The sequence below is a fragment of the Paenibacillus sp. J5 genome (assembly GCF_054955055.1).
In genome coordinates, this window is sequence record NZ_JBUEDD010000009.1 from 174,692 (window position 1) to 190,335 (window position 15,644).

At 55.4% G+C, this 15,644-nt stretch carries 16 protein-coding genes; 12 read left to right on the plus strand and 4 right to left on the minus strand.

Annotated elements, in window-relative coordinates; translation table 11 throughout:
- Positions 1–10: 10 nt before the first annotated feature.
- From ACY1JZ_RS17595 to ACY1JZ_RS17605, 3 genes are all read left to right on the plus strand, one after another.
- The gene (locus ACY1JZ_RS17595) at positions 11–1,192 is read left to right on the plus strand and encodes a murein hydrolase activator EnvC family protein (protein WP_270167817.1); all 1,182 of its coding nucleotides are present in this window, start codon (positions 11–13) and stop codon (positions 1,190–1,192) included.
- Between the two features lie 131 nt (positions 1,193–1,323).
- Positions 1,324–2,778 carry a S41 family peptidase gene (locus ACY1JZ_RS17600; protein ID WP_270167820.1) on the plus strand — a complete coding sequence of 485 codons (1,455 nt, stop codon included), beginning with the start codon at positions 1,324–1,326 and terminating at the stop codon, positions 2,776–2,778.
- A 320-nt stretch (positions 2,779–3,098) separates the two neighbouring features.
- Entirely contained in the window at positions 3,099–4,403 is a 1,305-nt protein-coding gene (locus ACY1JZ_RS17605) for a PDZ domain-containing protein (protein WP_462630329.1), read from the plus strand.
- Between the two features lie 230 nt (positions 4,404–4,633).
- Here the strand turns inward: ACY1JZ_RS17605 and ACY1JZ_RS17610 are convergent, their stop codons facing one another.
- The gene (locus tag ACY1JZ_RS17610; protein WP_462630330.1) at positions 4,634–5,500 is read right to left on the minus strand and encodes an aldose epimerase family protein; all 867 of its coding nucleotides are present in this window, start codon (positions 5,498–5,500) and stop codon (positions 4,634–4,636) included.
- Between the two features lie 219 nt (positions 5,501–5,719).
- Between ACY1JZ_RS17610 and ACY1JZ_RS17615 the strand changes: the two genes are divergently transcribed.
- The 3 genes from ACY1JZ_RS17615 to ACY1JZ_RS17625 are packed head-to-tail and all read left to right on the plus strand — an operon-like array spanning position 5,720 to position 7,485.
- Entirely contained in the window at positions 5,720–6,040 is a 321-nt protein-coding gene (locus ACY1JZ_RS17615; protein WP_270167825.1) for a PadR family transcriptional regulator, read from the plus strand.
- Positions 6,040–6,588, plus strand: coding sequence for a DUF1700 domain-containing protein (locus tag ACY1JZ_RS17620; RefSeq protein WP_462630331.1), 549 nt, complete (start codon positions 6,040–6,042; stop codon positions 6,586–6,588). Before ACY1JZ_RS17615 ends, ACY1JZ_RS17620 begins: the two co-directional genes overlap by 1 nt.
- A 3-nt stretch (positions 6,589–6,591) precedes the next feature.
- Positions 6,592–7,485, plus strand: a complete 894-nt coding sequence (locus ACY1JZ_RS17625) for a DUF4097 family beta strand repeat-containing protein (protein ID WP_462630332.1) — start codon at positions 6,592–6,594, stop codon at positions 7,483–7,485.
- A gap of 146 nt (positions 7,486–7,631) precedes the next feature.
- On the opposite strand, the gene ACY1JZ_RS17630 is transcribed toward ACY1JZ_RS17625, so the two are convergent.
- Together ACY1JZ_RS17630 and ACY1JZ_RS17635 are read right to left on the minus strand one after the other, a co-directional pair.
- Positions 7,632–7,850 (minus strand): hypothetical protein, encoded by a 219-nt coding sequence (locus tag ACY1JZ_RS17630; RefSeq protein ID WP_462630333.1) that lies wholly within the window; start codon positions 7,848–7,850, stop codon positions 7,632–7,634.
- Positions 7,851–7,873: 23 nt separating this feature from the next.
- Positions 7,874–8,779 carry a manganese catalase family protein gene (locus ACY1JZ_RS17635; protein WP_462630334.1) on the minus strand — a complete coding sequence of 302 codons (906 nt, stop codon included), beginning with the start codon at positions 8,777–8,779 and terminating at the stop codon, positions 7,874–7,876.
- Positions 8,780–9,145: 366 nt separating this feature from the next.
- Here ACY1JZ_RS17635 and radA point away from each other — a divergent pair, with 366 nt between their 5' ends.
- The 3 genes from radA to pssA all read left to right on the plus strand — a co-directional run bounded on the left by radA (position 9,146) and on the right by pssA (position 12,448).
- Positions 9,146–10,513 carry a DNA repair protein RadA gene (radA, locus tag ACY1JZ_RS17640; RefSeq protein ID WP_462630335.1) on the plus strand — a complete coding sequence of 456 codons (1,368 nt, stop codon included), beginning with the start codon at positions 9,146–9,148 and terminating at the stop codon, positions 10,511–10,513.
- 15 nt (positions 10,514–10,528) lie between these two features.
- On the plus strand, positions 10,529–11,608 hold the full coding sequence (gene disA, locus ACY1JZ_RS17645) for a DNA integrity scanning diadenylate cyclase DisA (RefSeq protein WP_270167837.1): 1,080 nt from the start codon (positions 10,529–10,531) through the stop codon (positions 11,606–11,608).
- Between the two features lie 102 nt (positions 11,609–11,710).
- The gene (gene pssA / locus ACY1JZ_RS17650) at positions 11,711–12,448 is read left to right on the plus strand and encodes a CDP-diacylglycerol--serine O-phosphatidyltransferase (RefSeq protein ID WP_462630336.1); all 738 of its coding nucleotides are present in this window, start codon (positions 11,711–11,713) and stop codon (positions 12,446–12,448) included.
- A gap of 146 nt (positions 12,449–12,594) precedes the next feature.
- On the opposite strand, the gene ACY1JZ_RS17655 is transcribed toward pssA, so the two are convergent.
- The gene (locus ACY1JZ_RS17655) at positions 12,595–12,990 is read right to left on the minus strand and encodes a nucleoside triphosphate pyrophosphohydrolase family protein (protein WP_270167841.1); all 396 of its coding nucleotides are present in this window, start codon (positions 12,988–12,990) and stop codon (positions 12,595–12,597) included.
- Between the two features lie 155 nt (positions 12,991–13,145).
- Between ACY1JZ_RS17655 and ACY1JZ_RS17660 the strand changes: the two genes are divergently transcribed.
- The 3 genes from ACY1JZ_RS17660 (at position 13,146) to ispF (ending at position 15,586) form a co-directional block, all read left to right on the plus strand.
- Positions 13,146–14,243 carry a PIN/TRAM domain-containing protein gene (locus ACY1JZ_RS17660; protein WP_270167843.1) on the plus strand — a complete coding sequence of 366 codons (1,098 nt, stop codon included), beginning with the start codon at positions 13,146–13,148 and terminating at the stop codon, positions 14,241–14,243.
- 150 nt (positions 14,244–14,393) lie between these two features.
- Positions 14,394–15,107, plus strand: coding sequence for a 2-C-methyl-D-erythritol 4-phosphate cytidylyltransferase (gene ispD / locus ACY1JZ_RS17665; RefSeq protein ID WP_462630338.1), 714 nt, complete (start codon positions 14,394–14,396; stop codon positions 15,105–15,107).
- A complete protein-coding gene (gene ispF, locus ACY1JZ_RS17670) occupies positions 15,104–15,586 on the plus strand; it encodes a 2-C-methyl-D-erythritol 2,4-cyclodiphosphate synthase (RefSeq protein ID WP_270167847.1) in 483 nt (160 codons plus the stop codon). The genes ispD and ispF overlap by 4 nt, the downstream gene beginning before the upstream one ends.
- The last annotated feature ends 58 nt before the right edge of the window (positions 15,587–15,644 follow it).

Sequence of the window (15,644 nt, forward strand, 5' to 3'; positions counted from 1 at the left end):
TGAGAGATAGGTGAAAAAAGCCTTAACGCTTCTTACTGTTCTGGCAATGGCGATCATATTGCTGCAGCCCACAGGAGGGCAGGCGGCGACGTCACAAGTGGACAAGATCAATCGCGAGCTGGCTAAGGTTCGCTCCGAGATGAAGGCGGCGGCCAACAGCAAGGCGAATGCAGAGCAAGAGTATAAGGAAATCGAGCAGAAGAAGGAAGAGACCGCCCAATCGATCATGAAGATTATGGATCAGATCAATCAGACCACCGAGAACATGCAGTCCACCCGCGACAAGCTGGACGTTACAGAGCGCGAGCTGCTGGAGGCCGGAGAGGCGCTTCAGGAGGCGGAGAAGCGGATTGAAGCGCGGGACAAGCTGCTGAAGTCGCGTGTTCGGTTGATGTATACGAGCGGCTCTGTATCGTATCTGGATGTGATGATGAGCGCCACCAGCTTCTCTGATTTCCTCGATCGCTTCGATTCGATACAATCGATTCTGTCTCAGGATAAGGTGATATTGGCGGAGCATAAGAAGGATAAGGAACTGATTGAGGTCAAGAAGGCCGAGGTAGAGACGAAGCTGGCAGAGGTGAAGGATCTCTACGGTCGCCTGGAGGTATACTACGCGCAATTGGTAGACAAGGAGAAGGAGAAGGAGAGAATGATCCTCTCCTATTCCGAGCAGATGGAGCAGCTGGAGGAGGTATCGGCGGAGCAGGAGGAGCTGATCCTCAAGCTGGCCAAGAAGGCCTCCGATCTGGAGAAGGAACGCAACCGTGTGCAGTCGCATTACAAGGCCGGCGGCAAGCTGCTGCGTCCGATCGGCGATGGGTACCGTACCAGCTCGGGATTTGGGCCGCGTACACATCCGATTACCGGGCAGAAAGGAAAGATGCATAATGGCGTCGACTTTGCTGCGCCAAGCGGCACGGCTATCTATGCAGCGGAATCTGGTGTTGTGCTGGTAGCTCAGGCGACGAGCGGTTATGGCAATACGGTCATTATCGATCATGGCAACGGCTTGTGGACGCTGTATGCGCATATTCGCCAAGGCGGAATCAAGGTTGAGGTGGGCGAAGAGGTGAAGCGCGGTCAAAAGATCGCGGAGGTTGGATCAACAGGCAATTCGACAGGGAATCACCTGCATTTCGAAGTGCGCTTGAATGAAAAACCGCAAAATCCAATGAATTATATTCGCTAATCTTAAACGTTGTGCGCCCTAGCAACGGAAAGTTCCTTCCGCTTCGCACGAGCAGCCGCAAATAATTACCAGCGGCTTGTCATATACTAGCAAGGATAACGAACCGGCATGGTGAGGGTGGAGGTAGAACGATGAAATTCAAAGGGCGTACAGTGCTTGTATTCATATTGCTGACCATGGCATCGTCCGTTCTCGTCACACTGGTGCTCGCTGACCGCCTTGTGCTGGATGGCAGCAGAGGACTTGCTTCAGCGGTGCCATCTGTGAACGGGCAAGGCTTGACCAAGCAGGAGGAGGACAAGCTGAGCGCTGTGCTGTCCTTGATCGAGACGAAGTATTACAAGGACGTTGACAGAGGCAAGGTGGTTGACGGTGCAATCAATGGCATGATGGCTGCGCTCGACGATCCATATTCGGCGTATATGGAGAAGGAGACAGCAACGCATTTCACGGAGTCGATTGAAGGCTCCTTCTCCGGCATTGGAGCTGAGGTGACGATGGAGGGCGGCAATATCGTGATCGTCTCTCCGATCAAGGATTCGCCTGCAGAGCGAGCAGGCCTGATGCCTAAGGATGTTCTGCTGTCCGTAAATGGAGAGAGTCTGTCGGGGCTGCAGCTCAATGAAGCGGTAGCCAAAATCCGCGGTCCCAAGGGGACGAAGGCCAAGGTACAGATTCGGCGAGCTGGCGTCGACCAGCCGATCTCGCTCGTGCTCGTGCGCGACGACATCGATGTGGAGACGGTCTACGCGAAGCTGTTGGAGGATGGTGTCGGCCTGATCGAGATCCGGCAATTCTCGATGAACACGGGTGAGCGCTTCTTAGAGGAGCTGGAGGGGCTGGAGAAGAAGGGGCTGAAGGGTCTCGTTATTGATGTGCGCAACAATCCGGGAGGCGTGCTGCCGATTGTGGTGTCCATCGCCCAGCCGTTCATCAAGAAAGGCGAGCCGATCGTCATGATCGAGGAGAAGGGCGGCGCGCGTGAGCAGACGCTGTCCAAGGGGAACGGGAGAAGCTACCCAATCGTCGTCTTGACGAATAAGGGCAGTGCGAGCGCATCTGAGGTGCTGGCCGGGGCGCTTCGTGAGCGTGCCGGAGCGGTCATCGTCGGTGAAACCTCCTACGGCAAAGGGACAGTGCAGGTGAGCTACAACAAGGTGCTGGGGGATGGCAGCCTGGTGAAGATGACCATTGCCAAATGGCTGACGCCAGATGGCAACTGGGTGCATGAGAAGGGAATTACCCCGGATGTCGAGGTTCTCCCGCCAGATTATTATAGCGCGCCGCGATTATCCAAGCAGACGGTGCTGGAGCAGGATATGCTGAGCGAGGAAATTCGCAGCATGCAGCTCATGCTGGGCGGGCTGGGCTACCAGGTTGACCGCAAGGACGGCTATTTCAGCAAGCAGACAGCGGAAGCTGTGAAGGCTTTCCAGCGTGCCGAGGGTCTGTCCGTAACGGGCAAGCTGGATAAGGCGAGCGCGGAGAAACTGGAGCAGCAGCTTATTCTGTTTGTGCGCAATGAGAAGAATGACGTACAGCTTATCAAGGCTATTGAAACAGTGAAGGAAAAAATTAGCAGGTAACGATGGCAGCAGGATTACTGCTCTGGTGTGTCGAATGTGTAGAAGGTTGGTTGTCTGCTCCCAATGAGCAGATGTCCAGCCTTCTTTTTTCGATATTCCAGAAACTAAAAGCGGTATTTGCTTATACGAATCTTAGATGTCGACACGTAACCGCTCGCTTCAGACTTCGTCCTAGGTTTAGCATTCTGGCGCATGGGGTATGGCATACATAGGGAGAGTAGTCGCCTGAACAGGCAGTTAAGGTAGACGCCGGTCGCGTGGCGTGGGTGTGGTTCTGATGCTGGGCAGTCGCTATGCAGGCAAGTGAAGAGCGGTTGATATTGTTGAGAAATGGGAGTGAATCGATGGAGCTGACGCTGGAAATATTGCGACAGGCAGGAGAAGCGGTTGTGAGCTTGCTGTTGCAGCCGTTCTACTACATAGCGGTGCTGTTGGTTGTGCTGCACTTTGTAAGGCAGACGCGTACAGAACGCAAGCTGTTCCATGTGCGTATGCGGCCATGGCCGCTGCTGCTGCTGAAGCTGCTGGTGATGGGGATGGCTGCAGGCATCGGTGTGTCGGCACTCTCCTTTGGCATAGGTGCGGCTATCCAGATCGAGACGGTCTATTGGCTATGGGGGCTTACAGCGATCCTTGTCCTGTTCCGCATCCGGTATCTGTGCTTTGCCTACAGTGCTGGCGTGCTGGGTGTTCTCCACTGGGCGGCAAGCTGGGTGAACGAGGATGTACTGGGCGCGTGGGCAGCTCCATATGTGGCTTCCCTGCAACGGCTGGATATTCCGGGACTGCTGCTATTGATCGCTATGCTGCATCTGGCTGAAGCATGGTTCATGCGGTCGCAGGGAGAGAGGCTGGCTAGTCCGATCGTGATGAAGAGCAAGCGCGGCAAGCTGATCGGCGGTTATCAGCTACAGGGCTACTGGCCGATTCCGCTGCTGCTGCTCGTCCCTGCGGAGGCAGCGGGCTTTGCACTGCCATGGGCGCCGCTGCTTGGAGGCGAGGGCCCAGGCGGGGGCTGGCTGCTGCTCGGCTTGCCGATGATCGTCGGCTATAGCGAGCTGACCCGGTCACTGCTGCCCCGTCAGCGAGCCAGACAGACGGCCAAGACGCTGCTCTGGTACAGTCTGGCGCTCGGCGCTATCGCCGCGCTCGCTATATGGTGGCCACCGCTGACGCTGGTCGCGGCCATCGGCGCACTCTTGCTGCATGAGGCGATTGGCTGGATCAGTGCAGCAGGCGAAGCAAGACGGAGCCCGTTCTATGTGCATAACGGGCAGGGATTATGTGTGCTTGCTGTCGTCCCGGGCTCGCCTGCCGCTGAGCTGGGCATTGTCCCTGGAGAGCTCGTTCATAAGGTTAATGGCCGCAAGACGCTGACACCGGAGGATTTCCACGAAGCACTCCATATCCATTCGGCGTTCTGCAAGCTGGAAATCATCAATTATGATGGCCATGTAAGATTCGAGCAGCGGGCGCGGTTCGATGGCGATCATCATCATCTGGGCATCGTGCTGGCGCCAGATGATAGCTCCGAGTATTACACAGCCGCCAAGCAGGGTACATTGCTGGAGCTGTTCGGACGCGGGCCGGCTGCGAGCAGCCGGCGGATGACGCCGCCCATGTAAGGCAGCAGGCTATGGAAGCTTGCGGTTGTCACAAGGGAGCAAGCTTGCTGGGCATGGAGCAGGTGGCGATATAGCTGAGGCATAGCTATGGCCTCATACATAAGAGGGTATCCTCGCGGGCTGCGTATTGCAGCCATGCGGGATACCCTCTCTGTAATTGTGTGTCAATTAGTTAACCTGCAATGGTGTGCCGAGGCGTATCGCATGCTACCAACGGCGATTGCAACAGGTCAAGCCTCGCGCCCTATCTCCAGCCAGGCCTCCAGCGTCGCGCCCGGTTCAATAAGCGGCAGCTCTTCCTTGCGGTTCAGCTCATGCGTCTTCGCCATCCAAGGCTCGACACAGATGAACGGCTTGCCCTCCACAGACCAGAGCACGACATACTGGAACACATCGCTGTAGGCCATACGGACACGGGTGGAGCCGTCCAGCGGGAAGGCGATTTCCCCCGACTTCGCATTTAGCAGTGTGAGCGACTCGACCTTGCCGGCAAGGTCGATAGCTCCTTCGATTGGCTTGGTCTCCATGTCGTTGTAGTCGAGGTAGGAGGTGGCATCCGTCTCGTAGCGAACGGCCTTGCCCGTGGTGGCAAAGTACGGATGGAAGCCGGCATAGACGGGCATCGCGCTGTTCGAGTGATTGCGGTATTGCTGCTCCAGCCGCAGCTTGCCATCCTTCAGAATATACGTAAACTCCAGTTCGAACTCGAATGGGTAAGAGGCTAATGTCTGGGCATCACTGCGCAGAATCAAGGTCAGGCTGGCTTGTCCGTCGGTGCTGCTGCCTGCAACCTCCCATGGCTTAATCCGGGCGACGCCGTGGTTTTTCATCGGATAGATGACGCCGTTCCATTCATATTGCGCATCAGTCAACTGGCCGCAGATCGGGAACAGAATCGGGTTGCCCCCGCGAATGTTAGCCTCGCGGTCAAGGAAGGTGGCTTCATCCAGATAGAACAGCTCCTTGCCGTGCAGTACAAGGCTGATAGCAATCCCCCCGCGCTCAGGACAGATGCGCACCGAGGATGAGGTGCTGCTCTCCGACAATTCGTATATCGTGAAGCCGTTCTCCAGCTTCGTTATGCTGTAGTTGGACATGGTGTTCATTGCCTCCTTAGGGTTCACTTACCTAATTGCAAGCATACCACAGAAGCGGAGAAATTTCGATTCGAGTCCGATCTGTCAGGTATATTGCAATGTTGAATAGTAAGTGCTATAGTATAGTGGATTGTAAAAGGTACAGTATGAGGCATCCGCGCAGCTAGATATGAAGCAATATTGAATAGTGAGCATTGAAGAATAGGGAGCGTAGGCCGAATGAATGTTCAATTTAAAAAAGGCGTTCTGGAAATATGCGTACTGGTGCTTGCCTCCCGTGAGGATCGGTATGGCTACGAGCTTGCTGTGAAAATATCCGAGAAATTCGAGGTGGCGGTGGGGAGTGTCTATCCGCTGCTAAGTCGGCTGACACAAGAGGGATATTTCACAACCTATCTCAAAGAGTCCAGCGAAGGGCCGCCCCGCAAGTACTATCGGCTTAGCGATTCGGGGTGGGACTATATGCGCCAATTAATCGACGAATGGAACGTATTTACTGGAGCAGTAAATGAAATTATTGAGGAAGGGCTGCGTCCATAATGACGAAAGAGCAATATTTAAACCAACTGTATCATCTGTTGCACCCGATGTCGTCAGAGCAGCGGCGAGAGCTGTTGTCCGATTATGAATTGCATTTTGAGATGGCTAGCGCCAATGGACAGACGGAGGAGCAAGCGATCCAGGAGCTGGGGGACCCGCAGTTGATAGCCAGAGAGCTTATGCTTCAATATCGGGTCAATCAGGCAGAGGAGAAGCAATCACCGGTGCGAGTATCGCGTGCAGTATTCGCCGCAGTCAGCCTGGGCTTCTTCAATCTCGTCTTTGTGCTTGGTCCGTACCTCGGTCTGTTCGCCGCGATCATAGGCTTATGGGCGGCGGTGGTCGCATTATGGCTCGCGCCGCTGGCGTTGGCTGTCGAGTGGATCATCAACGAAGGATTAGCTGCCTTGCCTGCCGTGTCGGGTATGGCGCTGCTGGCGGGACTTGCATTGCTGGCTACCACCGGGATGCGCAAGCTGACCAAGGGGTTTATGGCGATGACGGTTCGCTACTTGAAGTGGAACAGCAGGATGATAAAGGAGAAATAATACATGAGAAAATCTATTTATGTAGGCTTGTGTCTTGTTGTACTGGGCGTAGTTGGCCTGCTCGTTGCTTATCAGCAGGGAACGCTTGATGGCGCGCTCGGCACGGTTCCGTTCGAGCAGCAGCAATCGGTTCCTCTGGAGGGGATCAAGAAGGTTAAAATCAATCTGGGCAGCTCGGATGTTGTCCTTGTGGAGGGGGCGGGCGAGCAGGCAGAGGTCATCGCCTCCGGCCAAGTAAGCGAGCGGCTGCTGAAGGATACGAGGCTGGTCGTGAAGCCATCCGGGGACGAGCTGCGAATTGAGCTGGAGCAGCCCAAATTTACGATTGGCTTTAATTTCACCTCTATCAACCTGAGGATTGCTCTCCCCGCCCGAGAATGGGAGCGCTTCGAGTTGTCAACAGGCAGCGGCGCGGTCGAGGCGGATCGCTTGCAGGCCAAGGAGCTGAAGCTGGAGAGCGGCTCGGGGCGACTCGAGCTGGATCAAGTCGAGGCGCAGAGGCTTCAATTCCATCTGGGCAGCGGCAAAGCAGTGGTGACGGCCAATGCGAAGCAGGTCGAGGGCGAGACCGGTTCTGGCAGTATCGTGCTCAATGGCCAGGCATTCGAGGAGCTGAAGCTGGAGACTGGCTCCGGGAGCATTACGGTGACGGCAGAGGAACTAAGCGGCAGCTCACGCCTGGAGACGGGCAGTGGAGATATTACTGTACTGCTGACACAGCAGCCTGAGTCGTTACGGGTGAAGCTGAATACAGGCAGCGGCAACCTGAAGCTGGGCTTCGGCGGCTACACCGAGATGGAGGAGACGGATGGGAAATTGTCGGCAACCTACGGTAACGGCGAAGCGGAGCTCGTGGCCAAGACCGGCTCGGGGGGCATTAGTCTGAGCCCGAGATAAGATGGCCGCTGGCTAGACGGGCTGCCTCATCCGATGCGGATGGGGCAGTTTGTTGCCAGCGTTGAACGGATTACCTGGAGCCGTCTGTAGCGGATAAGAATCGGCGTTCAAGGGACGAAGCGTATGATGACACGGATTCCTCACGCTCAGGAAACCTCAAGGTACAGCTTTGTTCCGTCAGAATAGCTGAGGATAGCAACGTCGCGAACGAGTTCGACGGAGCGTATTCTTTTCCACTTCTTATAGAAATCTAGCTGCATCGATAATTCGCCCAGCTTCGCGCTAAGCGGCTCCAGATAGTGCTGCTGCCCGGCAGACAGATAGACTGGGATGGATTTGTTTTTTAATGTAATGACTGTGACCATCACGCTTCCCCTCCATGCTTAACTTAATCATTCTTCATCCCCGCTCCTTGTCGCAGCCGCTTAACAATCTCAATATAATCCTCGGCAGATATGCCAGGGGCGAATTCCTCAGGCAGCTCCTTCAGGTCAGGCACGGCCCCGCCTTCAGGCACTCCAATAATGACCTCCAGCGGCTGGCCGGTTTGCGGATGGGTTCCCTTCCAGATCTGATCGATGTCACGATAATCCTCATAGCTGAACGTGTACAGCTTGTTGCCGAGTCCCATATTTTCGTATTTTCTCGCTTCCTCGAACGATTGGTTGCTTAGATTCGGAATGGGAATCAGCTTGGTCATATCCACCCCTGTGGCAATTTCGAGCGCCTTGGCATAAGCGAGCACATGAACGCCGCCTCTGACAAGCAGGTAGCCGATCGTTGCCCGCGCGACCGGGTGGTTCGTCATTTCATATACGCGCATCTTGTGCGTGCGGGCGCCGCATTCGAGGAAGAAGTTATGCAGCAGGTCAAGGATGAGATTGCCGCTATTGAATACATAGTCGCCCCGCCAGGGCTGACCCATCGAGTCTCCGGCAAGCGAGGTCTGCGCGGTCTGGATGAAAAAGTAGGAGTTGCGCTTGTCGAGCCCCTCATGGAGCGGGGTGGAGTCCGGCTTCCCAGGGCGGGTGGTTCCGGTCAGAATCAGATTGATCGTCGTGCCTACTAGCTCGACATGACCGACCTCCTCGGCAGTAATGCTGGCTACGAGATCATAGAAGGGGCGAAGCTTGCTCTTGCCGCGGAAATTGAACGATTGGTAGAGATAATTGTTCAGGGTGGACATCTCGCCGAATCGCCCGCCCATCAATTCCTGGGTAGCCGCAGCGGCATTGGCATCGGGGTAGGTGGTGCCGGGCAGATCAATCGCAAGCTTGTTAATGCGGGTAAACAACGAAGATCACCTCATTTCAATTAGCATAGCCGCTCGGAAGACGGCTTCCAGTTGCTTTTTGTTCTACCCCAACATATGAGAAATCCAACCAACCTAGACCAGTCAAAGCCGCGGTGTTGTCCTTGAGAGGACACGTATAATGCGCTGATTAAGCAGGGAACAGTGTCGTCAAGAGTTGTTTTTATGCGCCCATAGTCTCAATTTTGCTGATTGCTGGAATGAGCTGGATAGGTTGGTGTACAATATAGGCAGCGAGGGCTGGACTATTCGCAGGTCAGAGTGTGAGGCGCTCTGCTGGCGGGATGCGGCTCGTTTCGTGGTGCTCCATCCACGCAATGAAAATTACTGAGCTAAAAGGAGCCGCTAATGGCTAAAATAAAAATAAAATTTTGCTGTACCGAATGCGGCACGGAGGCGCCCAAGTGGTTAGGCAAATGCCCCGGATGCGGTGCATGGAATACGATGGTGGAGGAGAAGGAGACAGAGGTTCGCACGCAGGGCATGAAATCTTCGATTGTCGGCACGAAAGAAAAGCCGCAGTCCATCATAAATATAGAAGGCAGCCAGGAGCCTCGAATCGAGACCCGGCTCGGGGAGCTGAACCGGGTATTGGGCGGCGGCGTCGTGCCTGGCTCGCTCATTCTGGTTGGAGGCGATCCGGGTATCGGCAAGTCGACGCTGCTCTTGCAGACCTCCCACGCCCTGGCCTCAAGGGGGCTGACGGTGCTGTATGTATCGGGGGAGGAGTCCGTGCGGCAGACACGATTGCGGGCGGACCGCCTCGGAGCGTTGTCTGCATCGCTCTATGTACTCTGTGAGACGAATCTGGAGCTGATCGACGAGGCGATCGAATCCGTATCGCCCGATCTGCTCGTGATTGACTCCATTCAGACGGTATATGAGCCTTCTGTCCAGTCGGCGCCCGGCAGTGTGGCGCAGGTGCGGGAATGCACGGCGCATTTCATGCGGATCGCCAAGGTGCGGGGCATCGCGACGGTGCTGGTCGGACATGTCACCAAGGAAGGGGCGATCGCAGGCCCACGGCTGCTGGAGCATATGGTGGACTGCGTGCTGTACTTCGAAGGCGAGCGCCATCATTCGTATCGGCTGCTGCGTGCGGTGAAGAACCGCTTCGGCTCGACGAATGAAATCGGCATCTTCGAGATGCAAGAGAGCGGGCTGCGTGAGGTGACGAACCCGTCGGAGCTGTTCCTGTCGGAGCGTCCGCTGGGGGTGTCCGGCTCGACGGTCGTTGCGAGCATGGAGGGAACTCGCCCTGTGCTGGTCGAGCTGCAGGCGCTGGTGGCCACGACGAACTTCCCTTCGCCGCGGCGGATGAGCACGGGCATCGACCATCACCGGATGGCGCTCATTATTGCGGTGCTGGAGAAGCGGATGGGGATGTTCCTTCAGAATCAGGATGCTTATCTTAATGTAGCCGGAGGCGTCAAGCTTGATGAGCCGGCAGTGGATCTTGCGGCTGCGGTCAGTCTGGCCTCCAGCTTCCGCGACGTCCCAACCAAGCCATATGATGTCATCTTCGGCGAGGTGGGGTTGACGGGAGAGGTGAGAGCAGTCAGCCGCGCCGAGCAGCGTGTCAAGGAGGCCGAGAAGCTTGGCTTCAAGCGTATCATTATGCCAGAGAAGAGCTTGAAGGGCTGGAAGCCGCCATCTGGCATTGAAATTATTGGTGTAAGTACGGTATCCGAAGCGCTCGCAGCGGCGCTCAGCTAGAGAGGGGGGCCAAACATGACGAAAGAATTAAATCACCAGGAAATGATGAATCAACTGCTGCCTTTGGTTGCGCCCGGAACAGCCTTTCGCGAAGGGCTGGAGAACGTGCTGCGGGCCAAGACAGGCGCGTTGCTCGTAGTGGGGTATAGCCCCGAGGTGATGGAGCTTGTGGATGGAGGGTTCTCTATCAACTGCGACTTCTCACCAAACTATCTGTATGAGCTGGCCAAGATGGATGGAGCGATCATCCTGAGTGAGGATTTCCGCCGCATCCTGTTCGCCAATACCCAGTTGATCCCGAACAGCAGCATTCCATCGAGCGAGACGGGCATCCGACACCGGACAGCCGAGCGAGTGGCCAAGCAGACAGGCAAGCTTGTCGTATCGATCTCGCAGAGAAGAAATATTATTACGCTGTATCAAGGCAGCATGCGCTATTCGCTCAAGGAGATTGGCGTAATCTTGACCAAGGCGAATCAGGCGATTCAGACGCTGGAGAAATATAAGGCGGTGCTGAATCAGAGCTTTACCAATCTGTCTGCCTCCGAATTCGAGGAATTGGTTACGCTCCAGGAGGTCGCCAACGTTATTCAGCGGGTGGAGATGGTGCTGCGCATCAAGACGGAAATTAACCGTTATGTCAATGAGCTGGGCACCGAGGGACGGCTGATCAGCATGCAGATGGAGGAGCTGGTTGGGGGCGTAGAGGAGGATGCCTGGTTCTTGCTCAAGGATTACTCGCGGGACAACAGCGACGAGAAGATCAAGGAGATTCGCGCCGCTCTGAAAAAAATCAGCTCCGAGGAGCTGCTGGATATTCACCAGATCATTCGCCTGCTGGGGTACCCGTACACGATCTCGGTTACCGAGGAAGCCATCCAGCCACGCGGCTATCGTCTGCTCAATAAGATTCCGCGGCTGCCGATGGTCATCGTGCATAATCTGGTGGAGCGCTTCCGTCATTTGCCCAACATCATTGCAGCGACGATCCACCAACTGGATGAGGTGGATGGCATCGGAGAGGTGCGGGCAAGAGCGATCAAGGAGGGCCTGAAGCGTATTCAGGATCAAGTGTTCATTGACAGACAAATCTAAATCCCATACAATGTTAAGATGGCTGTATTGTAATGGTTTGGGAAAATCTGTTCAGAACGATTGAAGATCGCTATGGGCATAGTAAAGATGAGGTGGAAATTGATGATAACGAAATCGATACCGAGTCTTTTTACGGTTGGGAATTTGTTTTTGGGTATTGTGGCGATTATTCTGGTGTTCAACGAGGAGCCGGTCTACGCCGCTATTATGGTGCTGATTGCGATGCTGCTTGATGGCGTCGACGGCAGAGTTGCACGAGCGTTGAATGTGACGAGCGAATTCGGCAAGGAGCTGGATTCTTTATCCGATGTCATTTCCTTTGGGGTAGCTCCTGCTTTTATTATGTATGTTGTTGCTTTTCAGAACCTGAGTCCGGCCGCTGGCTGGATTGTTACGGCGCTGTTCCCGATCTGCGGGGCGCTGCGGCTTGCTAGATTTAATGTCATCTCCGGTACGCCGGGTTATTTTATTGGATTGCCTATTCCGGCCGCTGGCGGCGTGCTCTGTACGCTCGCTCTGTTCTACAAGAGTATACCCGTGTCGGTGCTGGTGATCAGTATGCTGTTGCTGTCCTATCTGATGGTGAGCAACATTCGCTATCCGAGCTTCAAGAAGGTGAGTGTATCCAAGGGCGCGCTGTGGGTGATTCCGATTATTATCATCGCAGCAGTCGTGCTGGGGCTGCTGTATAGCGAGCATCTCGCCAAAATTATTTTTGTACCGCTCTTGCTCTACGCGCTGTACGGGTTAAAAAAAAACGTTAAGCTCCGTCTTCTTCGCATCAAGCGTAAAAAACGTCAACAGGTAGAGGAGCCTCTATCGTCTGACCAGAGCGCATAAAGGCCGTGCTAAGCTCATAACGGCTACAATGAGAGAATTTGTATACATTTTGTAACATTAAACAAACGGCTTATCCGCCATGATGCGGATAAGCCGTTTGTTGTTATGGAGGGGGGATGTGCGTGTAACCCCGCTCTGGCAGACTATTAGCTAAGCTTGAACAAGCCCAGTGTGGCACACTTCTGTGTCTCATGATCCACGACATCATTCAGGTTAATCTCCAGCAGGTTGCATAAGGCAGACATGTAGAACAGATTGCGCCCCAGCTCATCCTTCACGGTATCTCTGCAAACCTCACACAACTCTCCAGACAGATGATTTTCCACATTGCTCTTCGCTTCCTGCAGGTCGGTATCATTCGGGAAATTCTGCTTGCGGGCTTGGAGCTGAATGCAGCCACACTCCGTCACCGCTTTGGTAACGGCGCGATTCACAGTGGCCCCAGTCTGTCCGTACTTGGACATGACATCCATCAGGCTGCGATGACGTAGCAGTAATTCGGATACTTGCTGCTGCAGATGTTCCAGTGTAGGCGTACTCATTTTCCCACCTCTTTCAATTTTTGCTGTACTGACTCCATTATAGAATAATGCTAAGGGAAATGACAAAGCTGTTTGCCGTAAACATGTGGAAAAAAATTGAAGGGAACGATTAGCTTGCCCTGAAATGGTCATACTTGTAATGGAGGTGTTCGCAAATGTTAAAACGAATTATACAGCTATTTGGCATCATTACAGGTGGATATGCGGGAGCATGGCTGCACAGCAGCTTGAGCGGTCAAGGGGCTTGGGGAGAACCGGCTCTGTTCATGGCCAAGAGCGGCGCGTTGTACTATTCCAGCATCGGGCTCGGAATGTTCGGCGGTCTGATCGCCGCCGGGATTGCCGCCGAGCCGCTCATCGGCCTGCTGCAGCGTACAGCGGACAGACTGGCAGAGCTGTCCATGGGGGAGCTTGCTGCCCGTGGCGCAGGATTGCTCGGTGGTCTGGTTATGGCGGCGCTGCTGTCGCCTGCCCTGTCTGGCTGGCAGGAGGCGGGGGGTATTCTGTCGGCAGCGCTCATGGTGCTGCTTGGCTATGTTGGTCTGCGCATCGGAATGCTCAAGCAGGACGAGCTGACTGCAGGCTATACAGCCTTTATGGAATCCCGTGCTAGCAAGCGGGAGGAGCCGTATGAGTCTGGCTTTGAGGAGCATAAAATTTTGGATACCAGTGTAATTATAGATGGCCGAATTGCGGATATATGCAAGACCGGATTCATTGAGGGGACGCTGGTTATACCTGAATTTGTGCTGGAGGAGCTACAGCATATTGCTGATTCCTCCGATCTGCTGAAGCGGAACCGAGGGAGGCGCGGCCTGGATATTCTGAACAAGATTCAGAAGGAGCTTGATGTTCGGGTGCTCGTATACGAGGGAGACTATGAGGAGATCGGCGAGGTGGACAGCAAGCTGGTGAAGCTGGCCAAGGCGCTCGGCGGCAAGGTGGTCACCAATGACTTCAATCTGAACAAGGTGTGTGAGCTGCAAGGGGTGTCCGTGCTTAATATTAACGATCTGGCTAATGCGGTCAAGCCGGTGGTGCTGCCAGGTGAGGAGATTGTCGTCCAGGTGATCAAGGATGGCAAGGAGCATGGGCAGGGTGTCGCCTATCTTGATGACGGTACGATGATTGTAGTAGAGGGCGGACGGGAGTTCATCGGCACGACGATGGAGGTGCTGGTGACCAGTGTGCTGCAGACTTCGGCAGGACGAATGATCTTTGCCAAGCCAAAGCTGCTGGAGAAGGCGCAATAGCCCTGCGATTGTGGTATGATAGAGGGAAGAAGGATCATATCATGAAGCAAGGGCGGCATTGGCATTACGCCGGCGGCGCGGGGGAGACCCTGCGCCTTCGGCTGTTTGTGCTGATGCCATCTCTGGCGAGGCATGAAGGCAGGGAGCATAATGGACAAGCAAGCTGTATGGGGGGCTGTAATCGTCGCCGCAGGCAAGGGCAAGCGGATGGGTTCGGCGATAAGCAAGCAATATTTGCCGCTGGCAGGCAAGCCGATTCTGGTCCATACGCTGGAGGCGTTCGAGCGGCTGGATCAGGTCAGCGAAATCGCGCTGGTAGTGGGCGAGGACGACGCCGATTATTGTCGCGGTCTTGTGCAGCAGCATGGCTTGCGCAAGGTAAGAGCAGTTGTGGCTGGCGGCGCAGAGCGTCAGGATTCGGTCTACCGGGGCTTACAGGCGCTGACTGCGCCATGGGTGATGGTACACGATGGCGTCCGTCCGCTGGTAAGCGGCGTTGCCGTCGCGCGCTGCTGCGAGGCGGCGGTGCAGCATGGCGCTGCTGTGCTTGGCGTACCGGTGAAGGATACGATCAAGCAGGTGAATGCGGAGGGCGTGATCACAGGCACGCCGGACAGACAGGGGCTGTGGGCGATCCAGACGCCGCAGGCCTTTCGCCGCGAGGTGCTGCAGGAGGCGCTGGAGCGGGCGCTAGCCGAGGGCTTCCTGGGCACCGATGACGCGGCTGCTGTCGAGCGTACCGGGGTGGTGGTTGCGGTCGCGGGAGGGGAATATACCAATATTAAAATTACGACGCCGGAGGATCTGCCCCTGGCAGAGCTGTGGCTGTCGCTGCGCAAGCGGGAAGGGGACTCATCAATATGATTCGAGTAGGACAAGGCTTTGATGTGCATCAACTGGTAGAGGGTAGACCATGTATTATCGGCGGCGTGACGCTGCCGTATGAGAAGGGGCTGCTCGGCCATTCCGACGCTGACGTGCTGCTTCATGCAATTAGCGATGCCGTGTTGGGTGCGCTGGGACTGGGCGACATCGGCAAGCACTTTCCAGATACCGATCCGGCCTTCAAGGATGCGGATAGTCTGAAGCTGCTGGAGCGGGTGTGGGCGCTTGCGAAGGAGCGTGGCTACAAGCTTGGCAATATCGACTCGACGATTATCGCCCAGAAGCCCAAGATGGCGCCCTATATTCCGCAGATGGCTGAGGTGATCGCGCGCGCGCTGGAGGCCGACCTGTCGCAGGTCAATGTAAAGGCCACCACGACGGAGCAGCTCGGCTTTGCCGGCCGGGGAGAGGGGATCGCGGCGCAATCGGTTGTCTGTCTCGTGAAGGATGTGCTATGATGTGCGTCTGAGTGTGCAACAGCCGCTACAGCGGCTTATAATATACGTTATTACATAA

Excerpts from the sequence above, each read along its gene's own strand:
- ACY1JZ_RS17610 (WP_462630330.1), bottom strand. The coding sequence starts at position 5,500 with ATGTCCAACTACAGCATAACGAAGCTGGAGAACGGCTTCACGATATAC.
- ispF (WP_270167847.1), top strand. The coding sequence starts at position 15,104 with ATGATTCGAGTAGGACAAGGCTTTGATGTGCATCAACTGGTAGAGGGT.
- ACY1JZ_RS17630 (WP_462630333.1), bottom strand. The coding sequence starts at position 7,850 with ATGGTCACAGTCATTACATTAAAAAACAAATCCATCCCAGTCTATCTG.
- ACY1JZ_RS17660 (WP_270167843.1), top strand. The coding sequence starts at position 13,146 with ATGTTAAAACGAATTATACAGCTATTTGGCATCATTACAGGTGGATAT.
- ACY1JZ_RS17620 (WP_462630331.1), top strand. The coding sequence starts at position 6,040 with ATGACGAAAGAGCAATATTTAAACCAACTGTATCATCTGTTGCACCCG.
- ACY1JZ_RS17600 (WP_270167820.1), top strand. The coding sequence starts at position 1,324 with ATGAAATTCAAAGGGCGTACAGTGCTTGTATTCATATTGCTGACCATG.
- ACY1JZ_RS17655 (WP_270167841.1), bottom strand. The coding sequence starts at position 12,990 with ATGAGTACGCCTACACTGGAACATCTGCAGCAGCAAGTATCCGAATTA.
- ispD (WP_462630338.1), top strand. The coding sequence starts at position 14,394 with ATGGACAAGCAAGCTGTATGGGGGGCTGTAATCGTCGCCGCAGGCAAG.
- ACY1JZ_RS17615 (WP_270167825.1), top strand. The coding sequence starts at position 5,720 with ATGAATGTTCAATTTAAAAAAGGCGTTCTGGAAATATGCGTACTGGTG.
- ACY1JZ_RS17625 (WP_462630332.1), top strand. The coding sequence starts at position 6,592 with ATGAGAAAATCTATTTATGTAGGCTTGTGTCTTGTTGTACTGGGCGTA.
- disA (WP_270167837.1), top strand. The coding sequence starts at position 10,529 with ATGACGAAAGAATTAAATCACCAGGAAATGATGAATCAACTGCTGCCT.
- pssA (WP_462630336.1), top strand. The coding sequence starts at position 11,711 with ATGATAACGAAATCGATACCGAGTCTTTTTACGGTTGGGAATTTGTTT.
- radA (WP_462630335.1), top strand. The coding sequence starts at position 9,146 with ATGGCTAAAATAAAAATAAAATTTTGCTGTACCGAATGCGGCACGGAG.